Here is a 13,919-nt window from a genome sequence, read left to right as displayed (position 1 = left end):
AGCAGGCGCCAGACGCTTTTCTGACCGGGCAGTCAGCCCCGGTCCCCAACCAAAGAGGCTTTCCCTCATGGCCATCGAACGCACCCTTTCGATCATCAAACCCGATGCGACCCGTCGCAACCTCACCGGCAAGATCAATGCCAAGTTCGAGGAAGCCGGTCTGCGCATCGTCGCGCAAAAGCGCATCAAGCTGAGCCTCGAACAGGCCGGCAAGTTCTACGAAGTCCACAAAGAGCGCCCCTTCTATGGCGAGCTGTGCGAATTCATGGCGTCGGAGCCGGTCGTCGTGCAAGTGCTCGAAGGCGAAGGCGCGATCGCCAAGAACCGTGAAGTGATGGGCGCCACCAACCCGGCGAACGCCGCCGATGGCACCATCCGCAAGGAATTCGCCCTCTCGGTCGGCGAAAACTCGGTCCATGGCTCGGACGCGCCGGAAACCGCCGCGGTCGAAATCGCTTACTTCTTCTCGGGCCTCGAACTGGTCGGCTGATCGCCGGACCGGACGGCTTGCGCCTGACGGCGCAGGCCGACGCCAATCATATCAAGGGCCGCCTCGATCCCGGGGTGGCCCTTTTGATTTCCGGCCACGCGCGCTTTCAGCGCATCGAACTTGACCCGCAATGCGTCCTTTTCCGCGCCGCGGCAGTCGTTCCACGGCCGACCCTGCAGCGCCATGACGAGCGCGTAATATCCGATGAAATGCGGCGGGTTCCCGCCCCGAAGCCAGGCCTCGTAAGCGGCATCGGCGCCCAGGGCGCGCAGCGCTTCGGCACTTGCGATCCCGGCACGGGTAAACCCCTCCGCCGTGGCGGGGCCGATCCCGGGGATGTCGGTCAGGGGTGATGAGGTGGGCGAAGTCATGGGACGCTCCGGATCAGGGCGATGATCCCCGATCAGGAGCGGTCCCGCAAGTCTTGCCCGCGATCGGGCAAGTCCGCGTCAGACCCGCGACGGGTCCGGTCCGCGGGCCTCAGATCGAGGCCCAGTCGGTGATCGTCTTGCCAGCCTGCACGGGCTTTTCCGCATGGCCCTGCTGCTGCACCGAAGCTTTCGCGTCGGCCTGTTGACGTTGCACGCCTTCCGGTTGGTCGGAAGACACCATTCCCATTTGTTGCGTCTGTTGCATCTCGGGCCTCGTTATTACCGCTTGCCCCTTCATGGGGCGCTTGAATTGCGGCGACACTATGACGCAGCTAAACAGGCCTGCCCGAAAGTGCAACTCACGATGAAAGGAGCGTTAGCGTTACCTTGAAATCGCGGGCGGAAAATGGCCGAACCCGCGCCGTGTCCGGGCGCGGGTTCGTGAGAATTCCGTTTCTTTCGAAACATTTCCGTGAGGGGTGATCAGGCCTCGAGTTCGGCCGCCACGCTCGCGCGCGCCCGTGCCGGGCCGCCGCAGATCGAGATCCTTTGCGCGCCGGGCAGCCGCAGGAGGTGTTCCAGTGCGGCGTTGTCGCGCACCAGATCGCCCACCGAATGCGCGTCCATCGCGGTGTAAAACGCTTCCAGCGCCGCGCCGATCGCATCGCGGAAGCGGCAGGCGTCGCACAGCGGGCAGGTGTTGTTCTCGCCGTCCAGACATTCGACGAAAGGCAGCACCGCCTCGAAGGTGCGCAGCACCTCGCCGACGCCGATCTGATCCATCGGTCGCGCCAGCCGCAGCCCGCCCGAGCGGCCGCGTTGCGTTTCGATGAAGCCGCGTTGCGCAAGCGTGTTCACCACCTGCGCCAGGTGGTTTTCAGAGGCGTTGCAGGCCTCGGCGATCTCGTGCTTGCGCACGATCCGGTCGCCATTCACCGCGCAAAACATCAGGGTGCGCATCGCCAGGTTGGTCCGAGTCGTCAGTCGCATGCTGGCTCCAGGATTTGCCGAAAAACGGAATAGGCATGTCACAGATATTGTTTTGACATATGTCAGGAAACCGCGCCGATTGACAGTGCAACGGTGTCCTTGCGGCAATATGTCTGCGAGGTATTCCTTTTCCCGGGGCCGCCGCGGCGGGACTGCCGAAAAGACAGGCGCGAGCAATAACCCCGCGCCTCTCGTGCCGAAATTTGGTGCGATATCAGTTCATCTGCACCGGTTTCGGCGTCTCGGTCGTGCGCGCGGGCAGGATCGGATGCATCACCTCGGGCTGCTCGCCGGTCAGCGTGCCAAGGAAGGCGACGATCTGATCAAGCTGCTTGTCCTCGAGCTTCGCGCCCAGCTGCGAATTCGCCATCACCGACACCGCTTCTTTCAGATCCCAGACCTTGCCGGAGTGGAAATAAGGCGCCGTCAGCGCGATGTTGCGCAAGGGCCCGGCGCGGAAGACATATTCGTCCGAGGCGGTTTTGGTGACCTTGAAGCGGCCCGTGTCGCCCGCGGGCAGGATCTCGGCGCCGGGGGCCTCGACCACGCCGAAGGGATAATAACCGTTGCCGCCGATGTTGATGCCGTTGTGGCAACTTGCACAGCCGGTATCGATGAAGAGCTTCAGCCCGGCCTTTTCATCCTCGCTCATCGCGCTATCCGAGCCGGTGAGCCATTGGTCGAATTTCGAATTCGGCGTGATCAGCGTCGCCTCGAAGGCTTCGACGGCGAGCGCGAAATTGTCGAAGCTGACCGGATCGGATTGACCGGGGAAGGCTTTGGCGAAGGCCTCGACATAGCCCGGCATCGATTTCACCGTCGCGACCAGATTGTCGGCAGTATTGTTCATCTCGACGCCGGCCTGCACCGGCCCCTTGGCCTGCGCGGCCAGATCGGGGGCGCGGCCGTCCCAGAATTGCGCGATGTTGAAAACGGCGTTCAGCGCGGTCGGCGCGTTGCGCGGACCTTTCTGCCAGCCGTGCCCGATCGAGGTTTCCAGCCCGTCGACGCCGCCCATGCCGACGTTGTGGCAGGACTGACACGAGAAGACGCCCGATTTCGACATCCGCGGGTCGAAGAACAGCTTCGCGCCCAGATCGATCTTGTCGCGGGTGACGGCATTGTTGTCCGCCAGCTGCGGCGCCTGCATCGGGATCACTTCGAAAAGACCTTTTGCCTGCTCGCGCAGCGCTGCATCATCGGCGCAAGCGGGGGCGGCAAGCAGCGCCGTCAGTGCCAACAGGCTGATCTGGTTACGTTTCATCGGTGTCCCTCCGTGTCTTCGATATGGAATACTTCTAAACTCACGGTCGCGTGAAGATCTTGATCTGCGTCAAGTTAGAATAAGTCCAAACGTGGCGGGGTGACGCAGGTTTCGGTTGACACCCGCGAGTGTATCAAGGTGCTATGGGATGAAAAGGGGGCATGTCCATGGCACTGGAAGACGCGAAAAATCAGATAGATATGGCGTTCACGCGGCAAGATCCGCGCGGCCTTGCCTTCGAGAATGCCTTTGCGGGTGCGACCTCCTTCCTGCGGCGCCGCTACACCAAGGATCTGCGCGGCATCGATCTGGCGGTGACCGGCGTGCCCTTCGATCAGGCGGTGACGCATCGGCCGGGCACCCGCTTCGGGCCGCGCGCGATCCGCGAAGCCTCGACGCTGCAGGCGTTTGACGCGCCCTATGGCTGGGGCTTCGACCCGTTCAGTGAACTGGCGATTGCCGATTACGGCGATCTTGCTTTCGACTACGCCCATACGGCGAGCTTCCCGGACCGGGTCACCGATCACATCGCGGGGATTCTGGCGCAAGGCGCGGGGACGATCACGCTCGGCGGCGATCATTTCATCACGTTGCCGATCCTGCGCGCCTATGCGGCCCATCACGGCCCCGTTGCGCTCATTCATTTCGACGCCCATTCCGACAGCTGGGCCGATGACGACATGAGCCGGATCGATCACGGCACCTTCCTCTACAAGGCGCTGAAACTGGGCCTCGTCGCGCCCGAGACGACGGTCTCGGTCGGCATCCGCACCGACAACCCCGACACCTGCGGCGTGACCATCCTTGATGCGCCCTTCGTGCATCGCGCGGGCGTCGACGAAACCGTGGCGCGGATCAAGGCCGTGGTGGGGGACCGGCCGACCTATATCAGCTTCGACATCGATTGCCTCGACCCGGCCTTTGCCCCCGGCACCGGCACGCCGGTCTGGGGCGGTCTGGCCAGCTGGCAGGCAGCGGCGATCCTGCGTGGCTTGGCGGGCGTCCATCTGGTCGGCGGCGATGTGGTCGAGGTCTCGCCCCCCTATGACACCACCGGCGCCACCGCGATTGCCGGGGCCCATGTCGCCACCGAACTGATCGCGCTTTACGGCTACACCCGGCGCAAGACCCCGAACGCACCGTGACGCAGGGCAAAGGGCTTGCACAGCAGGCCTGCTCTGCCTACATCGCGCACAAGACAACAGGCCGATCGGCCGCAAAACGGGGACGTCATGCGCAGCACCTTGCAATATTTCAGCTGGGCATTCGGGTTCACCGCGGTCGGTCTGGCCTTGGCGATGTGGCTCGGCTTCGTCTATGAGCACACGACGCACGGGGCGCTGTCGTTCTTCTTCGTCGCCTGCGTGCTGGCGGTGCTGGAAATCTCGCTCTCCTTCGACAATGCGATCATCAATGCCAACAAGCTTGGCCAGATGACGCCGGTCTGGCAGCGCCGCTTCCTGACCTGGGGGATCCTGATCGCCGTCTTCGGCATGCGGATCCTGTTTCCGCTGATCATCGTCGTCGTTGCGGCGGGCATCGGCCCGGTCGAGGCCCTGCGCATCGCGGCGACACAACCCGCTGAATATTCCCGCATCATCGGCGAGGCGCATCTGTCGATCGCGGCCTTTGGCGGCGCCTTCCTGATGATGGTGGCACTGAGTTATTTCGTCGATGAAAGCAAGGAAGTGCACTGGTTCGTCGCGCTCGAGCGGCGGCTGAGCGACTGGGCCTCGATCCGCGGCATCGAGGTGGGCTTCCTGCTGGCGATCGTGCTGACCTTCGCCTGGTGGCTGCCCCCCGCGACCGAGGGCACCTTCCTGATCGCCGCCTGCACCGGGCTTTTGACCTTCCTGGCGGTCGAGGGGCTGGGGCAGGTGCTCGACAAGGCCTCGCTGACTGGCGATGTCGCGCGCGGCGGGCTCGGGGCGTTCCTTTATCTCGAAGTGCTCGATGCCTCCTTCAGCTTCGACGGCGTGATCGGTGCCTTTGCGCTGACGCAAAACCTGTTCCTGATCGCCATCGGCCTTGGGATCGGCGCGTTCTACGTGCGCTCGATGACGGTGATGCTGGTCGAGCGGCAGGCGCTGAGCGACTTCCGCTATCTCGAACACGGGGCGTTCTGGTCGATCCTCGTGCTGTCGGTGGCGATGTTCGCGCAGACGTTGATGCATGTGCCGGAATGGGCGACCGGGCTCTTGGGCGTCGTCTTCATCGGCGCAAGCCTGATGTCGTCGCTGCGCTGGAGCCGCTCGAACGCGGCCTGATCGGACCCAGACCGAACCGAAACAGACCCGGGCCGCATCGCGCGCCCGGGTTTTCTGTTTCCCTGCTCCGATCCTTACGAGGCGCGGCGGTAGCTGACCTGAACGTCGCCGCCGGTACGGAAATTCGCCCCTTGCGCCGACAGATGCCCCGCCTGATCGCGCAGCACTGCCACGGCGGCCGAGCTTTCCTCGAACATCGCGGCGTTCTGTTGCGTCACCTGATCGAGCTGGTTCACCGCCGAGGAAATCTCGCCCAGACCCATCGACTGTTCCACCGCCGAATTGGCGATCGCCTGCACCAGCGTATCAACCTCGGCCACGAGATGGTCGATCTCGCCCAGAGCCTGACCCGAGGAATTGACCAGATCGACGCCCTGCCGCACCTGCCGGCCCGAGGTTTCGATCAACTCCGCAATCTCGCGCGCGGCTTCGGACGAGCGCTGCGCCAGCGCCCGCACCTCCGAGGCGACGACGGCAAAGCCGCGGCCGGTTTCGCCCGCGCGCGCCGCCTCGACCCCGGCGTTCAGCGCCAGAAGGTTGGTCTGGAAGGCGATGTCGTCGATCACCGAGGTGATGCGCGAAATCTGTTCCGAGCTGCGGGCAATGTCGTTCATCGCTGCGATCGTCTCTTCGACGACGCGCCGTCCCTCGGTCGAGCGATGCCGCGCCTTGCTCACCGCGCCCGCCGCATTGCGCGCGCCGCTCGACGAGCTTTCCACCGAGGAGGCGAGCTGATTGATCGCCGCCGCGGTTTCCTCGAGCGAGGCCGCCTGCGTTTCCGTGCGCCGCCCGAGTTCCGCCGAGGCCCCGGACAGGCTTTCTGTCTCGCTCTGGATCGATTGCGCGCTGTCGAGGATCGAGCCGACAAGCTCCGCCATCCGGCCGATCGCCTCGTTGTAGTTCTGCCGCAGCGCCTCGAATTCCGTGGTCATCGGCCGGTCGAGCCGGTGGTCGAGTTCGCCTGCGCTGAGCGCCGCGACGGCCTGCTGGAAGTCGAGAATGGCCGCCTTGCGGGCGGTGATATCGGTGGCGAATTTCACCACCTTGTAGGGATTGCCCTCGGCGTCGAGGATCGGGTTGTAGCTGGCCTGAATCCAGACTTCCTGCCCCGACTTGCCGACACGGCAGAATTCGCCCACTTGCGGGATGCCCGCGCGCAGATTGGCCCAGAATTGCCGGTACGCCTCGGTGTCGCGCTCTTGCGCCCGCAGGAAGGTCGCGTGGGGCTTGCCGATGATCTCCGGCAGCGAATAGCCCATCGCCTTCAGGAAGATATCATTCGCGGTCAGCGTCGTGCCGTTCATGTCGAATTCGATCGTCGCCTGCGAGCGGTTCAGGGCCGCGATCTGACCGGCCTGATCGAGCGCGACCTTCTTCACCTCCGTCACGTCATAGGCGAATTTCACGATTCCGGTCAGCTTGCCGTCGAGCCCGAAGAGCGGGTTGTAGGTGGCGCGCAGCCAGATGTCCTGGCCGCCCTTGCCGATGCGCAGGAATTCGCCCTCGATCAGCTCGCCTGCGCGCAGCCGGTTCCAGAACTGCGCGTAGTCCGGCAGATCGGCCTTGCCCGAGGGCATGAAGACGCGGTGATGCTTGCCCACCACCTCGGCGGCGGTGTAGCCGGTGACCTTCAGGAAATTCTCGTTCGCTTCGGTGACGGTGCCATCGAGACTGAACTCGATCACCGCGGCGGAGCGGCAGATGGCTTGCATCATCGCTTCCATCCGCTTCGTTTGCTTCGTCTTTTCCGTGACATCCGCGGCGAAGTTCACGACATGCGCGACCTGTCCGGGGGTATCACAGACCGGAACATAGGTCGCCTCGATCCAGATCGTTTCGCCGGTCTTGCGTTTGCGCGCGGCGGTGACGCGTTGCACCTTGCCAGCGCGCAGCCCGTCCCAGAACGCACCTTGGCCGACCCGGCCAGCTTCCTCCGGCGGCATCAGCACCGAGACCGGTTTGCCGACCAACTCACCCGGCGCATAGCCAAGCAGCGCAGAATAGACGGTGTTCACATGCCGGATGGTGCCGTCGATTTCGATGATGATCACCGCAAGCGCCGTTTCGACGGCACTGCGCTCGGCTCTTTCAAGGATCGACTCGGTAGCAGGCTTGTGGCGGAAGAACATGGCGACTCCGGTGGCACGTTTCAGCGCGATCACCATAGGAGCCGGGTCTTGCCGTCACGTTAATCCACGTCGCCTTTTGGCGCTTCGCCTCAGCTTTTTGCCCAGCTTTGCATCACCTTGATGTAGTTCGCCCGCTCGTAGCCCTCTGGGTCGTCGATCGCGCCATGGGCCAGCATCCCCCGCACCGCGGCAAGCGAATTCACCCCGCGCGCGGCGAGCCAATCCTCGAGCCCGCGCACCAGCACCTCCATATGCCCCGGCCCGTGACGCAGAAGCGCCGAGGTGGTCATCACCACATCCGCCCCGGCCAGCAGATAGCGCACGACGTCCTCCGAGGTTTCGACCCCGGTCGTCGCGGCCAGCGATCCGCCGAGCCGCCCGGAGAGCACGCCGATCCAGAGCAGCGGCAGCCGCATCTCGTAACGGTGCGACAGCTGCAGCGCGGGCGTCACGGTCAGGCCGACCGGGTCGATCTCGGGCTGATAGAAGCGGTTGAAGAGCACGACCCCCTTCGCGCCCGCCGCGATGATGCGCTTGGCCATATGCGCGGGCGACGAGAAATAGGGCCCGATCTTCACCGCCACCGGGATCTTCACCGTCTCGCAGACCGCGCGCACCACATCGAGCGTGCGCCGTTCGACATCCGAGCCCGAGACCGTCGGATCGGTGGGCAGGAAATAGATGTTCAGCTCGATCGCCGTCGCACCGGCTTCGGCCATGTCATGGGCGGTGTCGGTCCAGCCGCTGTCGGTCGTGCCGTTGATCGAGGCGATGACCGGGATCGACAGCGTCTTCGCGGCCTTTTCGACCAGGCCGATCGTGTTCGAAGACTCGAAGGCGAAGGCCGCCTGGGTCGGAAAATAGCTCAGCGCCTCGCCATAGCTCTCGGTGCCATGCTCGACCAGTTGATCGAGGATGCGCTGCTCGTGCCAGATCTGTTCCTCGAAGACCGAGGGCAGCACCACGGCGCCCGCGCCGCCATCGGCGAGTTGTTTGAGCACGTCGAGCCGCGCATTCAGCGGGCTCGGCGAGGCGACGACGGGGCTTGGCAGCTCAAGGCCCAGGTAGCGGGTTCTCAAATCCATTCCGGGGTCCTCACATCTTGCCTGCCGCGCCCATCGCACGGGCCGGGTCGGGTCCTGCATCCATACGCGCAAAGTCTTCGTAACTACGGTACTTTTCAAGCACTGCCTGCTGCGCCTCGGCCAGAAGCGCCGCCGCCTCCTCGGGTCGCGTCGCGGCAAGGGCCGAATAGCGCAACTCGTTATAGGCGTAGTCCTTGAAGGGCAGGGTTGGACGCGGACTGTCAAGGCGAAACGGTGCCGCGCCCGTGCCGCGCAGCTGCGGGTCGTAGCGCAAAAGCGGCCAGTAGCCCGAGGCGACGGCGCGGTCTTGCTGGTTCAGCCCACGCCGAATGTCGAAGCCATGCGCGATGCAATGGCTGTAGGCGAGGATGAGGGACGGGCCGTCATAGGCCTCGGCCTCGCGGAAGGCCTGCAGGGTCTGCTGCGGGTTTGCCCCCATCGCCACCTGCGCGACATAGACATTGCCGTAAGCCACGGCCTGCAGCGCCAGATCCTTGCGCGCCGTGCGCTTGCCCGCGGCGGCAAATTTCGCAATCGCGCCAAGGGGGGTGGCCTTCGATGCCTGCCCGCCGGTGTTGGAATAAACCTCGGTGTCCATCACCAGGATATTCACGTTGCGCCCGGAGGCGAGCACATGGTCCAGCCCGCCATAGCCGATGTCATAGGCCCAGCCGTCGCCACCGACGATCCAGATCGAGCGGCGCACCAGATGGTCGATCACGCTCATCAGATGTTTCGCCCGCCCGTCGTCGCGATGCGCCAGCAACCGCGTCTTCAGCGTCGCCACCCGCTCGCGCTGCGCCCGGATCTCGCTTTCGCGGATCTGCGGCGCGCTCAGGATTGCGGCGACCAGATCCTCGCCCACTTCAGGCGCCATTTCTTGCGCAAGGCTGCGGGCGAGGTCGAGATGCTTGTCGGCAGCAAGCCGGAAGCCCAGACCAAACTCGGCGTTATCCTCGAAGAGCGAATTCGCCCAGGCCGGGCCGCGTCCCTCGGCGTTCTTCGTCCAGGGCGTCACCGGCAGGTTGCCCGAATAGATCGAGGAACAGCCGGTCGCATTCGCGATCATCAGCCGGTCGCCGAAGAGCTGCGACAGCAGCTTGACGTAAGGCGTTTCCCCGCAGCCCGCACAGGCGCCCGAGAATTCGAAGAGCGGCTCAAGGAATTGCACGCCGCGGACGTTGGCGAAATCGACGCGCGAGCGATCATTGACCGGCAGATGCTCGAAGAAGGTCATCGCCTGCCGCGCGTCCTCCAGAAGCGCGGCCTTGTCGGTCAGGTTGATCGCCTTGACGCCGGGCTCGACCGGGCTTTGCGCCGGGCAGGCCTCGACGCAAAGGCCACAGCCGGTGCAGTCTTCGACATGGAATTGCAGGCTGAACCGCGCGCCGGGGTAGCCGCGGGCATTGACCGGGGCGGATTTGAACCCCTCGGGCGCGCCTTCGAGCAGGTCTTCGTCGAAGTATTTCGCCCGAATGACCGAATGCGGGCAGACGAAAGAACATTGGCCGCACTGGATGCACAGATCACTGCGCCATGCCGGAACGTCCTCGGCGACATTGCGTTTTTCCCAAGCGGCAGTGCCGGTCGGGAAGGTGCCATCGGCCGGCAACAGGCTGACCGGGATCGTGTCGCCCATATCCTCCATCATCGGCGCGGTGACGCGGCGCACGAAGTCGGGCGCGGTCGGTGGCACGGCCGGGGGACGCTCGAAGCGCGAGGTGACGCCGGCGGGCAGCTTGACCTCGTGCAGCCGCTCGAGCGCGCCATCGACGGCGGCCCAGTTCTGCTCGATCACCCGTTTGCCCTTGCGGCCATAGGTTTTCTTGATCGAGGCCTTGATCTGCGCAATCGCCTCTTCGCGCGGCAACACGCCCGAGAGCGCAAAGAAGCAGGTCTGCAGGATGGTGTTCGTCCGGCGCCCCAAGCCCACCTCGCGCGCGGCCTTGTTGGCGTCGATGACGTAGACTTTGAGCCCCTTCGTCAGGATCGTCTGTTGTGCCGAGCGGGGCAGGCGGTCCCAGACCTTTTCCGGCCCGAACGGCGCATTGAGCAGGAACGTCGCCCCCGGCGCCGCAACGCGCAGCACGTCGATTTTCGACATGAAGGGGAACTGATGGCAGGCGACGAAATTCGCCGCATGGATCAGATAGGGCGCCTTGATCGGGCGCGGCCCGAAGCGCAGGTGCGAGACCGTCTGCGCCCCCGACTTGTGGCTGTCATAGACGAAATAGCCCTGCGCACACAGCCCCGCCTCCTCGGCGAGGATCTTGACCGAGTTCTTGTTCGCGCCCACCGTTCCATCCGCCCCAAGGCCGAAAAAGACTGCGCGGACAACATCTTCCGGTTCGGTGTTGAAGGTCGGATCGACGCTCAGGCTGGTGAAGCTGACGTCATCGGTGATGCCGACGGTAAAGCCCTGTTTCGGGGCGTCCTTCGCCAGCTCGTCATAGACGGCCTTCACCTGCGCCGGGTCGAAATCCTTCGAGGAAAGCCCATAGCGCCCGCCGGTGACGCGCGGCATCGCCGCCCGCTTGCCGGTCGCCACGGCCTCGGCCAAAGTCGCCACGACATCAAGGAAAAGCGGCTCGCCCGGGGCACCGGGTTCCTTGCAGCGGTCGAGCACGGCAAGCTTGGTGCAGGTCGCAGGCAGGGCGGCCAGAAAGGCTTCGGCCGGGAAGGGGCGGTAGAGCCGCACCACCAGCGCGCCGAGTTTTTCGCCCGTGGCAGTCAGCGCCGAAAGCGCCTCCTCGACCACTTCGGCGCCCGAGCCCATGATGACGATCACCCGCGTCGCCTCGGGATCGCCCAGATAGTCGACAAGGGAATAGGACCTCCCGGTCAGGGCACCCAGCCGCGCCATTTCCTCGGCGACGATCCCCGGCACGGCGGCGTGGAACGGATTGCCCGCCTCGCGGCCCTGAAAGAACACGTCGGGGTTTTGCGCCGTGCCGCGCACGACCGGATTGTCGGGCGACAACGCCCGGGCGCGATGGGCGCGCACCAGATCATCATTCACCATCGCCCGGATCGTCTCGTCGGGGATCAGCCGCAGCGTGTTGACCTCATGGCTGGTGCGGAAACCGTCGAAGAAATGCACGAAGGGCACGCGGGCGCGCAGCGTGGCGGCCTGCGCGATCAGCGCCATGTCGTGGGCTTCCTGCACCGAGCTTGATGCCAGCATCGCAAAGCCCGTCGCCCGCACTGCCATCACGTCGGAATGATCGCCAAAGATCGAGAGCGCATGGGTGGCAAGCGCCCGCGCCGCCACATGAAAGACCGTCGGCGTCAGCTCGCCCGCGATCTTGAACATGTTCGGGATCATCAGCATCAGGCCTTGCGACGCGGTGAAGGTCGTCGTCATCGCACCCGCCTGCAACGCGCCATGCACGGCGCCTGCCGCCCCGGCCTCGGACTGCATCTCCTGAATCACGGGCACATTGCCCCAGATGTTGCGGATCTCGCGCGCGGCCCATTCGTCGGCCAGCTCCGCCATCGTCGAGGAGGGCGTGATCGGATAGATGCCGCAGACCTCGTTCACCCGGTAGGCGATATGGGCAACGGCGGTATTGCCATCCATCACCGCCTGCAGGCCCTGATCGGCCGGGGCCTTGGGCTTTTCAGCAACCGCATCACGCATGGGAGGTCTCCTCGGGCATCAACTCCATCGCGCCGCAGGGGCATTGCTCGACGCAGGTCGAACAGCCGGTGCATTTCGTCAGATCGATGCGATAGCCACGGCCGGGGCCGTGCTTGACGATCGCTTCCTCGGGGCAGGCGGCAAAGCAGTTGTCGCATTCGTAGCACTGGCCGCAGGAATAGCAGCGTTGCGCCTCGTAGCGGGCTTCCTTGGTGGTCAGCCCCTTGATGATTTCCTGAAATCCGCCCATCCGCGCGGTTTCCGTCAGCCGCCGCTGTTCGCTTTGCAGCGCATCGGAATAGACCGGCAGGTTGAGGCGGCCAAATCCGGCCAAGGGGGCAGGGATCTTCGGCTCATGTACCGCGCCCGAAAGCCAGGCATCGATATGGCGCGCGGCGAGTTTGCCGTGCCCGGTCGAGATGGTGACGGATTGTTGCGCGGGCACCATGTCGCCGCCCGCGAAAATGCCCGCCGCGCCCGTCTGCATGTCGGGGCCGACGACCAGCGCACCATCGGGGGTGAAGCTGAGGCCCGGCACCGCCTGCAAAAAGCCCGTGTCCGATTGCTGTCCCAAGGCCAGCACCAGCGCATCGGCGGAGAGCGTCTCGATCTCGCCCGTGGGCTGCGGCCGACCCTCGGCATCCAGTTCCATCCGTTCGATCTGCAGATCCGAGCCCGAGATTTCCTTGATCGTCGTCAGCCAGCGGATCTTCACGCCCTCTTCCAGCGCCTCGTCGGCCTCGAACCCATGCGCGGGCATATGCGCGCGGTCGCGCCGGTAGACGATGATGGTTTCAGTGGCGCCCAGACGCTTCGCCGTGCGCGCCGCATCCATCGCGGTGTTGCCGCCGCCATAGACGACGACGCGACGGCCCAGCATCGGCGGCGCCGCGGACGAGGTGTCACGCAACAGGTTCACCGCATCAAGCACCTTGGCCGCATCGCGGGCCGGGATCTCGACATGCTTGCCCATCCCCGCGCCAATGGCGAGGAAGACCGCATCAAAGCCCCCCGTCGTCTTTTCCGCCATCAGATCGATGACCCGGTGGTTGAGCGTGATCTTCACCCCCAGAGCCTCGATCCGCGCCACATCGGCGGCAAGTTCCGCGCGCGGCATCCGGTAGGCGGGAATGCCGAAATGCATCATGCCGCCCGCGACCGGACCGGCCTCCCGGATTTCGACCGCATGGCCTGCCCGCGCCAGATGATAGGCGGCTGACAAGCCCGCAGGCCCTGCGCCGACGATCAGCACGCGCTTGCCGGTGGCATCGCGCAGGCGGTGGAATTGCCAGCCCTCGCGCGTGGCCATGTCGCCCAGAAACCGCTCGACCGCATGGATGGAAACCGCGCTGTCGACCTCGCCGCGGTTGCAGCCGCTTTCGCAGGGGTGATAGCAGACGCGGCCATGCACGGCGGGCATCGGGTTGTCTTCGGTGAGCTTTTCCCAGGCCTGCCGGTAGCGGCCCTCCTGCGCGAGCGCGAGCCACGCCCGGATGTTTTCCCCCGCGGGGCAGGCGGCCTGACAGGGCGGGGTGAGGGTCACATAGAGCGGATGTTCCGTGCGCACTGGCCCCGTGCTGCCCCGCGATCCGCTTGGAACGATCGAGGGCGTCAAATCCCGTAGCCGCGTGCTCATGGCCTTCTCCGGTGGTGGTGGTCCCGACCGTGAAAGCCTAGCGCAGC

The 13,919-nt window shown here is 65.1% G+C and carries 11 protein-coding genes; 3 read left to right on the top strand and 8 right to left on the bottom strand.

Annotated elements, in window-relative coordinates; translation table 11 throughout:
• Positions 1-67: 67 nt before the first annotated feature.
• Positions 68-490 carry a nucleoside-diphosphate kinase gene (gene ndk, locus C8J30_RS02895; protein WP_097070160.1) on the top strand — a complete coding sequence of 141 codons (423 nt, stop codon included), beginning with the start codon at positions 68-70 and terminating at the stop codon, positions 488-490.
• On the opposite strand, the gene C8J30_RS02890 is transcribed toward ndk, so the two are convergent.
• From C8J30_RS02890 to C8J30_RS02880, 4 genes are all read right to left on the bottom strand, one after another.
• Positions 457-861, bottom strand: coding sequence for a TfoX/Sxy family DNA transformation protein (locus C8J30_RS02890; protein WP_110804187.1), 405 nt, complete (start codon positions 859-861; stop codon positions 457-459). The two genes, ndk and C8J30_RS02890, sit on opposite strands and share 34 nt — an antisense overlap.
• Before the next feature lie 109 nt (positions 862-970).
• A complete protein-coding gene (locus C8J30_RS19220) occupies positions 971-1,102 on the bottom strand; it encodes a hypothetical protein (RefSeq protein ID WP_281269360.1) in 132 nt (43 codons plus the stop codon).
• A 242-nt stretch (positions 1,103-1,344) separates the two neighbouring features.
• Entirely contained in the window at positions 1,345-1,851 is a 507-nt protein-coding gene (locus C8J30_RS02885) for an RrF2 family transcriptional regulator (protein ID WP_110804186.1), read from the bottom strand.
• 214 nt (positions 1,852-2,065) lie between these two features.
• The gene (locus C8J30_RS02880; RefSeq protein ID WP_110804185.1) at positions 2,066-3,115 is read right to left on the bottom strand and encodes a cytochrome-c peroxidase; all 1,050 of its coding nucleotides are present in this window, start codon (positions 3,113-3,115) and stop codon (positions 2,066-2,068) included.
• Positions 3,116-3,282: 167 nt separating this feature from the next.
• On the opposite strand from C8J30_RS02880, the gene speB reads away from it, so the two are divergent.
• A complete protein-coding gene (speB, locus tag C8J30_RS02875; RefSeq protein ID WP_110804184.1) occupies positions 3,283-4,260 on the top strand; it encodes an agmatinase in 978 nt (325 codons plus the stop codon).
• An 87-nt stretch (positions 4,261-4,347) separates the two neighbouring features.
• Positions 4,348-5,382: a DUF475 domain-containing protein gene (locus C8J30_RS02870; protein WP_110804183.1), complete on the top strand. Its 1,035-nt coding sequence runs from the start codon at positions 4,348-4,350 to the stop codon at positions 5,380-5,382.
• Positions 5,383-5,456: 74 nt separating this feature from the next.
• On the opposite strand, the gene C8J30_RS02865 is transcribed toward C8J30_RS02870, so the two are convergent.
• Genes C8J30_RS02865 through C8J30_RS02850 form a run of 4 tightly spaced genes read right to left on the bottom strand, consistent with a single transcriptional unit; the run spans position 5,457 to position 13,872 of the window.
• Positions 5,457-7,544, bottom strand: a complete 2,088-nt coding sequence (locus C8J30_RS02865; RefSeq protein ID WP_220033690.1) for a methyl-accepting chemotaxis protein — start codon at positions 7,542-7,544, stop codon at positions 5,457-5,459.
• Positions 7,545-7,600: 56 nt separating this feature from the next.
• Entirely contained in the window at positions 7,601-8,596 is a 996-nt protein-coding gene (locus C8J30_RS02860) for a dihydroorotate dehydrogenase-like protein (RefSeq protein WP_110804181.1), read from the bottom strand.
• 10 nt (positions 8,597-8,606) lie between these two features.
• On the bottom strand, positions 8,607-12,236 hold the full coding sequence (gene nifJ, locus C8J30_RS02855; RefSeq protein ID WP_110804180.1) for a pyruvate:ferredoxin (flavodoxin) oxidoreductase: 3,630 nt from the start codon (positions 12,234-12,236) through the stop codon (positions 8,607-8,609).
• Entirely contained in the window at positions 12,229-13,872 is a 1,644-nt protein-coding gene (locus C8J30_RS02850) for an NAD(P)-binding protein (RefSeq protein WP_110804179.1), read from the bottom strand. Before C8J30_RS02850 ends, nifJ begins: the two co-directional genes overlap by 8 nt.
• Positions 13,873-13,919 lie beyond the last annotated feature (47 nt).

This window comes from Rhodobacter viridis (genome assembly GCF_003217355.1).
GTDB classification, from domain to species: Bacteria; Pseudomonadota; Alphaproteobacteria; order Rhodobacterales; family Rhodobacteraceae; genus Rhodobacter; species Rhodobacter viridis.
The sequence above is the reverse complement of the archived record's forward strand: the minus strand, read 5'-3'. Positions and strand labels throughout refer to the sequence as shown.

What these genes read in the sequence shown, in the direction of transcription:
- ndk (WP_097070160.1), top strand. Translation starts at nt 68, where the DNA reads ATGGCCATCGAACGCACCCTTTCGATCATCAAACCCGATGCGACCCGT.
- C8J30_RS02890 (WP_110804187.1), bottom strand. Translation starts at nt 861, where the DNA reads ATGACTTCGCCCACCTCATCACCCCTGACCGACATCCCCGGGATCGGC.
- C8J30_RS19220 (WP_281269360.1), bottom strand. Translation starts at nt 1,102, where the DNA reads ATGGTGTCTTCCGACCAACCGGAAGGCGTGCAACGTCAACAGGCCGAC.
- C8J30_RS02885 (WP_110804186.1), bottom strand. Translation starts at nt 1,851, where the DNA reads ATGCGACTGACGACTCGGACCAACCTGGCGATGCGCACCCTGATGTTT.
- C8J30_RS02880 (WP_110804185.1), bottom strand. Translation starts at nt 3,115, where the DNA reads ATGAAACGTAACCAGATCAGCCTGTTGGCACTGACGGCGCTGCTTGCC.
- speB (WP_110804184.1), top strand. Translation starts at nt 3,283, where the DNA reads ATGGCACTGGAAGACGCGAAAAATCAGATAGATATGGCGTTCACGCGG.
- C8J30_RS02870 (WP_110804183.1), top strand. Translation starts at nt 4,348, where the DNA reads ATGCGCAGCACCTTGCAATATTTCAGCTGGGCATTCGGGTTCACCGCG.
- C8J30_RS02860 (WP_110804181.1), bottom strand. Translation starts at nt 8,596, where the DNA reads ATGGATTTGAGAACCCGCTACCTGGGCCTTGAGCTGCCAAGCCCCGTC.
- nifJ (WP_110804180.1), bottom strand. Translation starts at nt 12,236, where the DNA reads ATGCGTGATGCGGTTGCTGAAAAGCCCAAGGCCCCGGCCGATCAGGGC.
- C8J30_RS02850 (WP_110804179.1), bottom strand. Translation starts at nt 13,872, where the DNA reads ATGAGCACGCGGCTACGGGATTTGACGCCCTCGATCGTTCCAAGCGGA.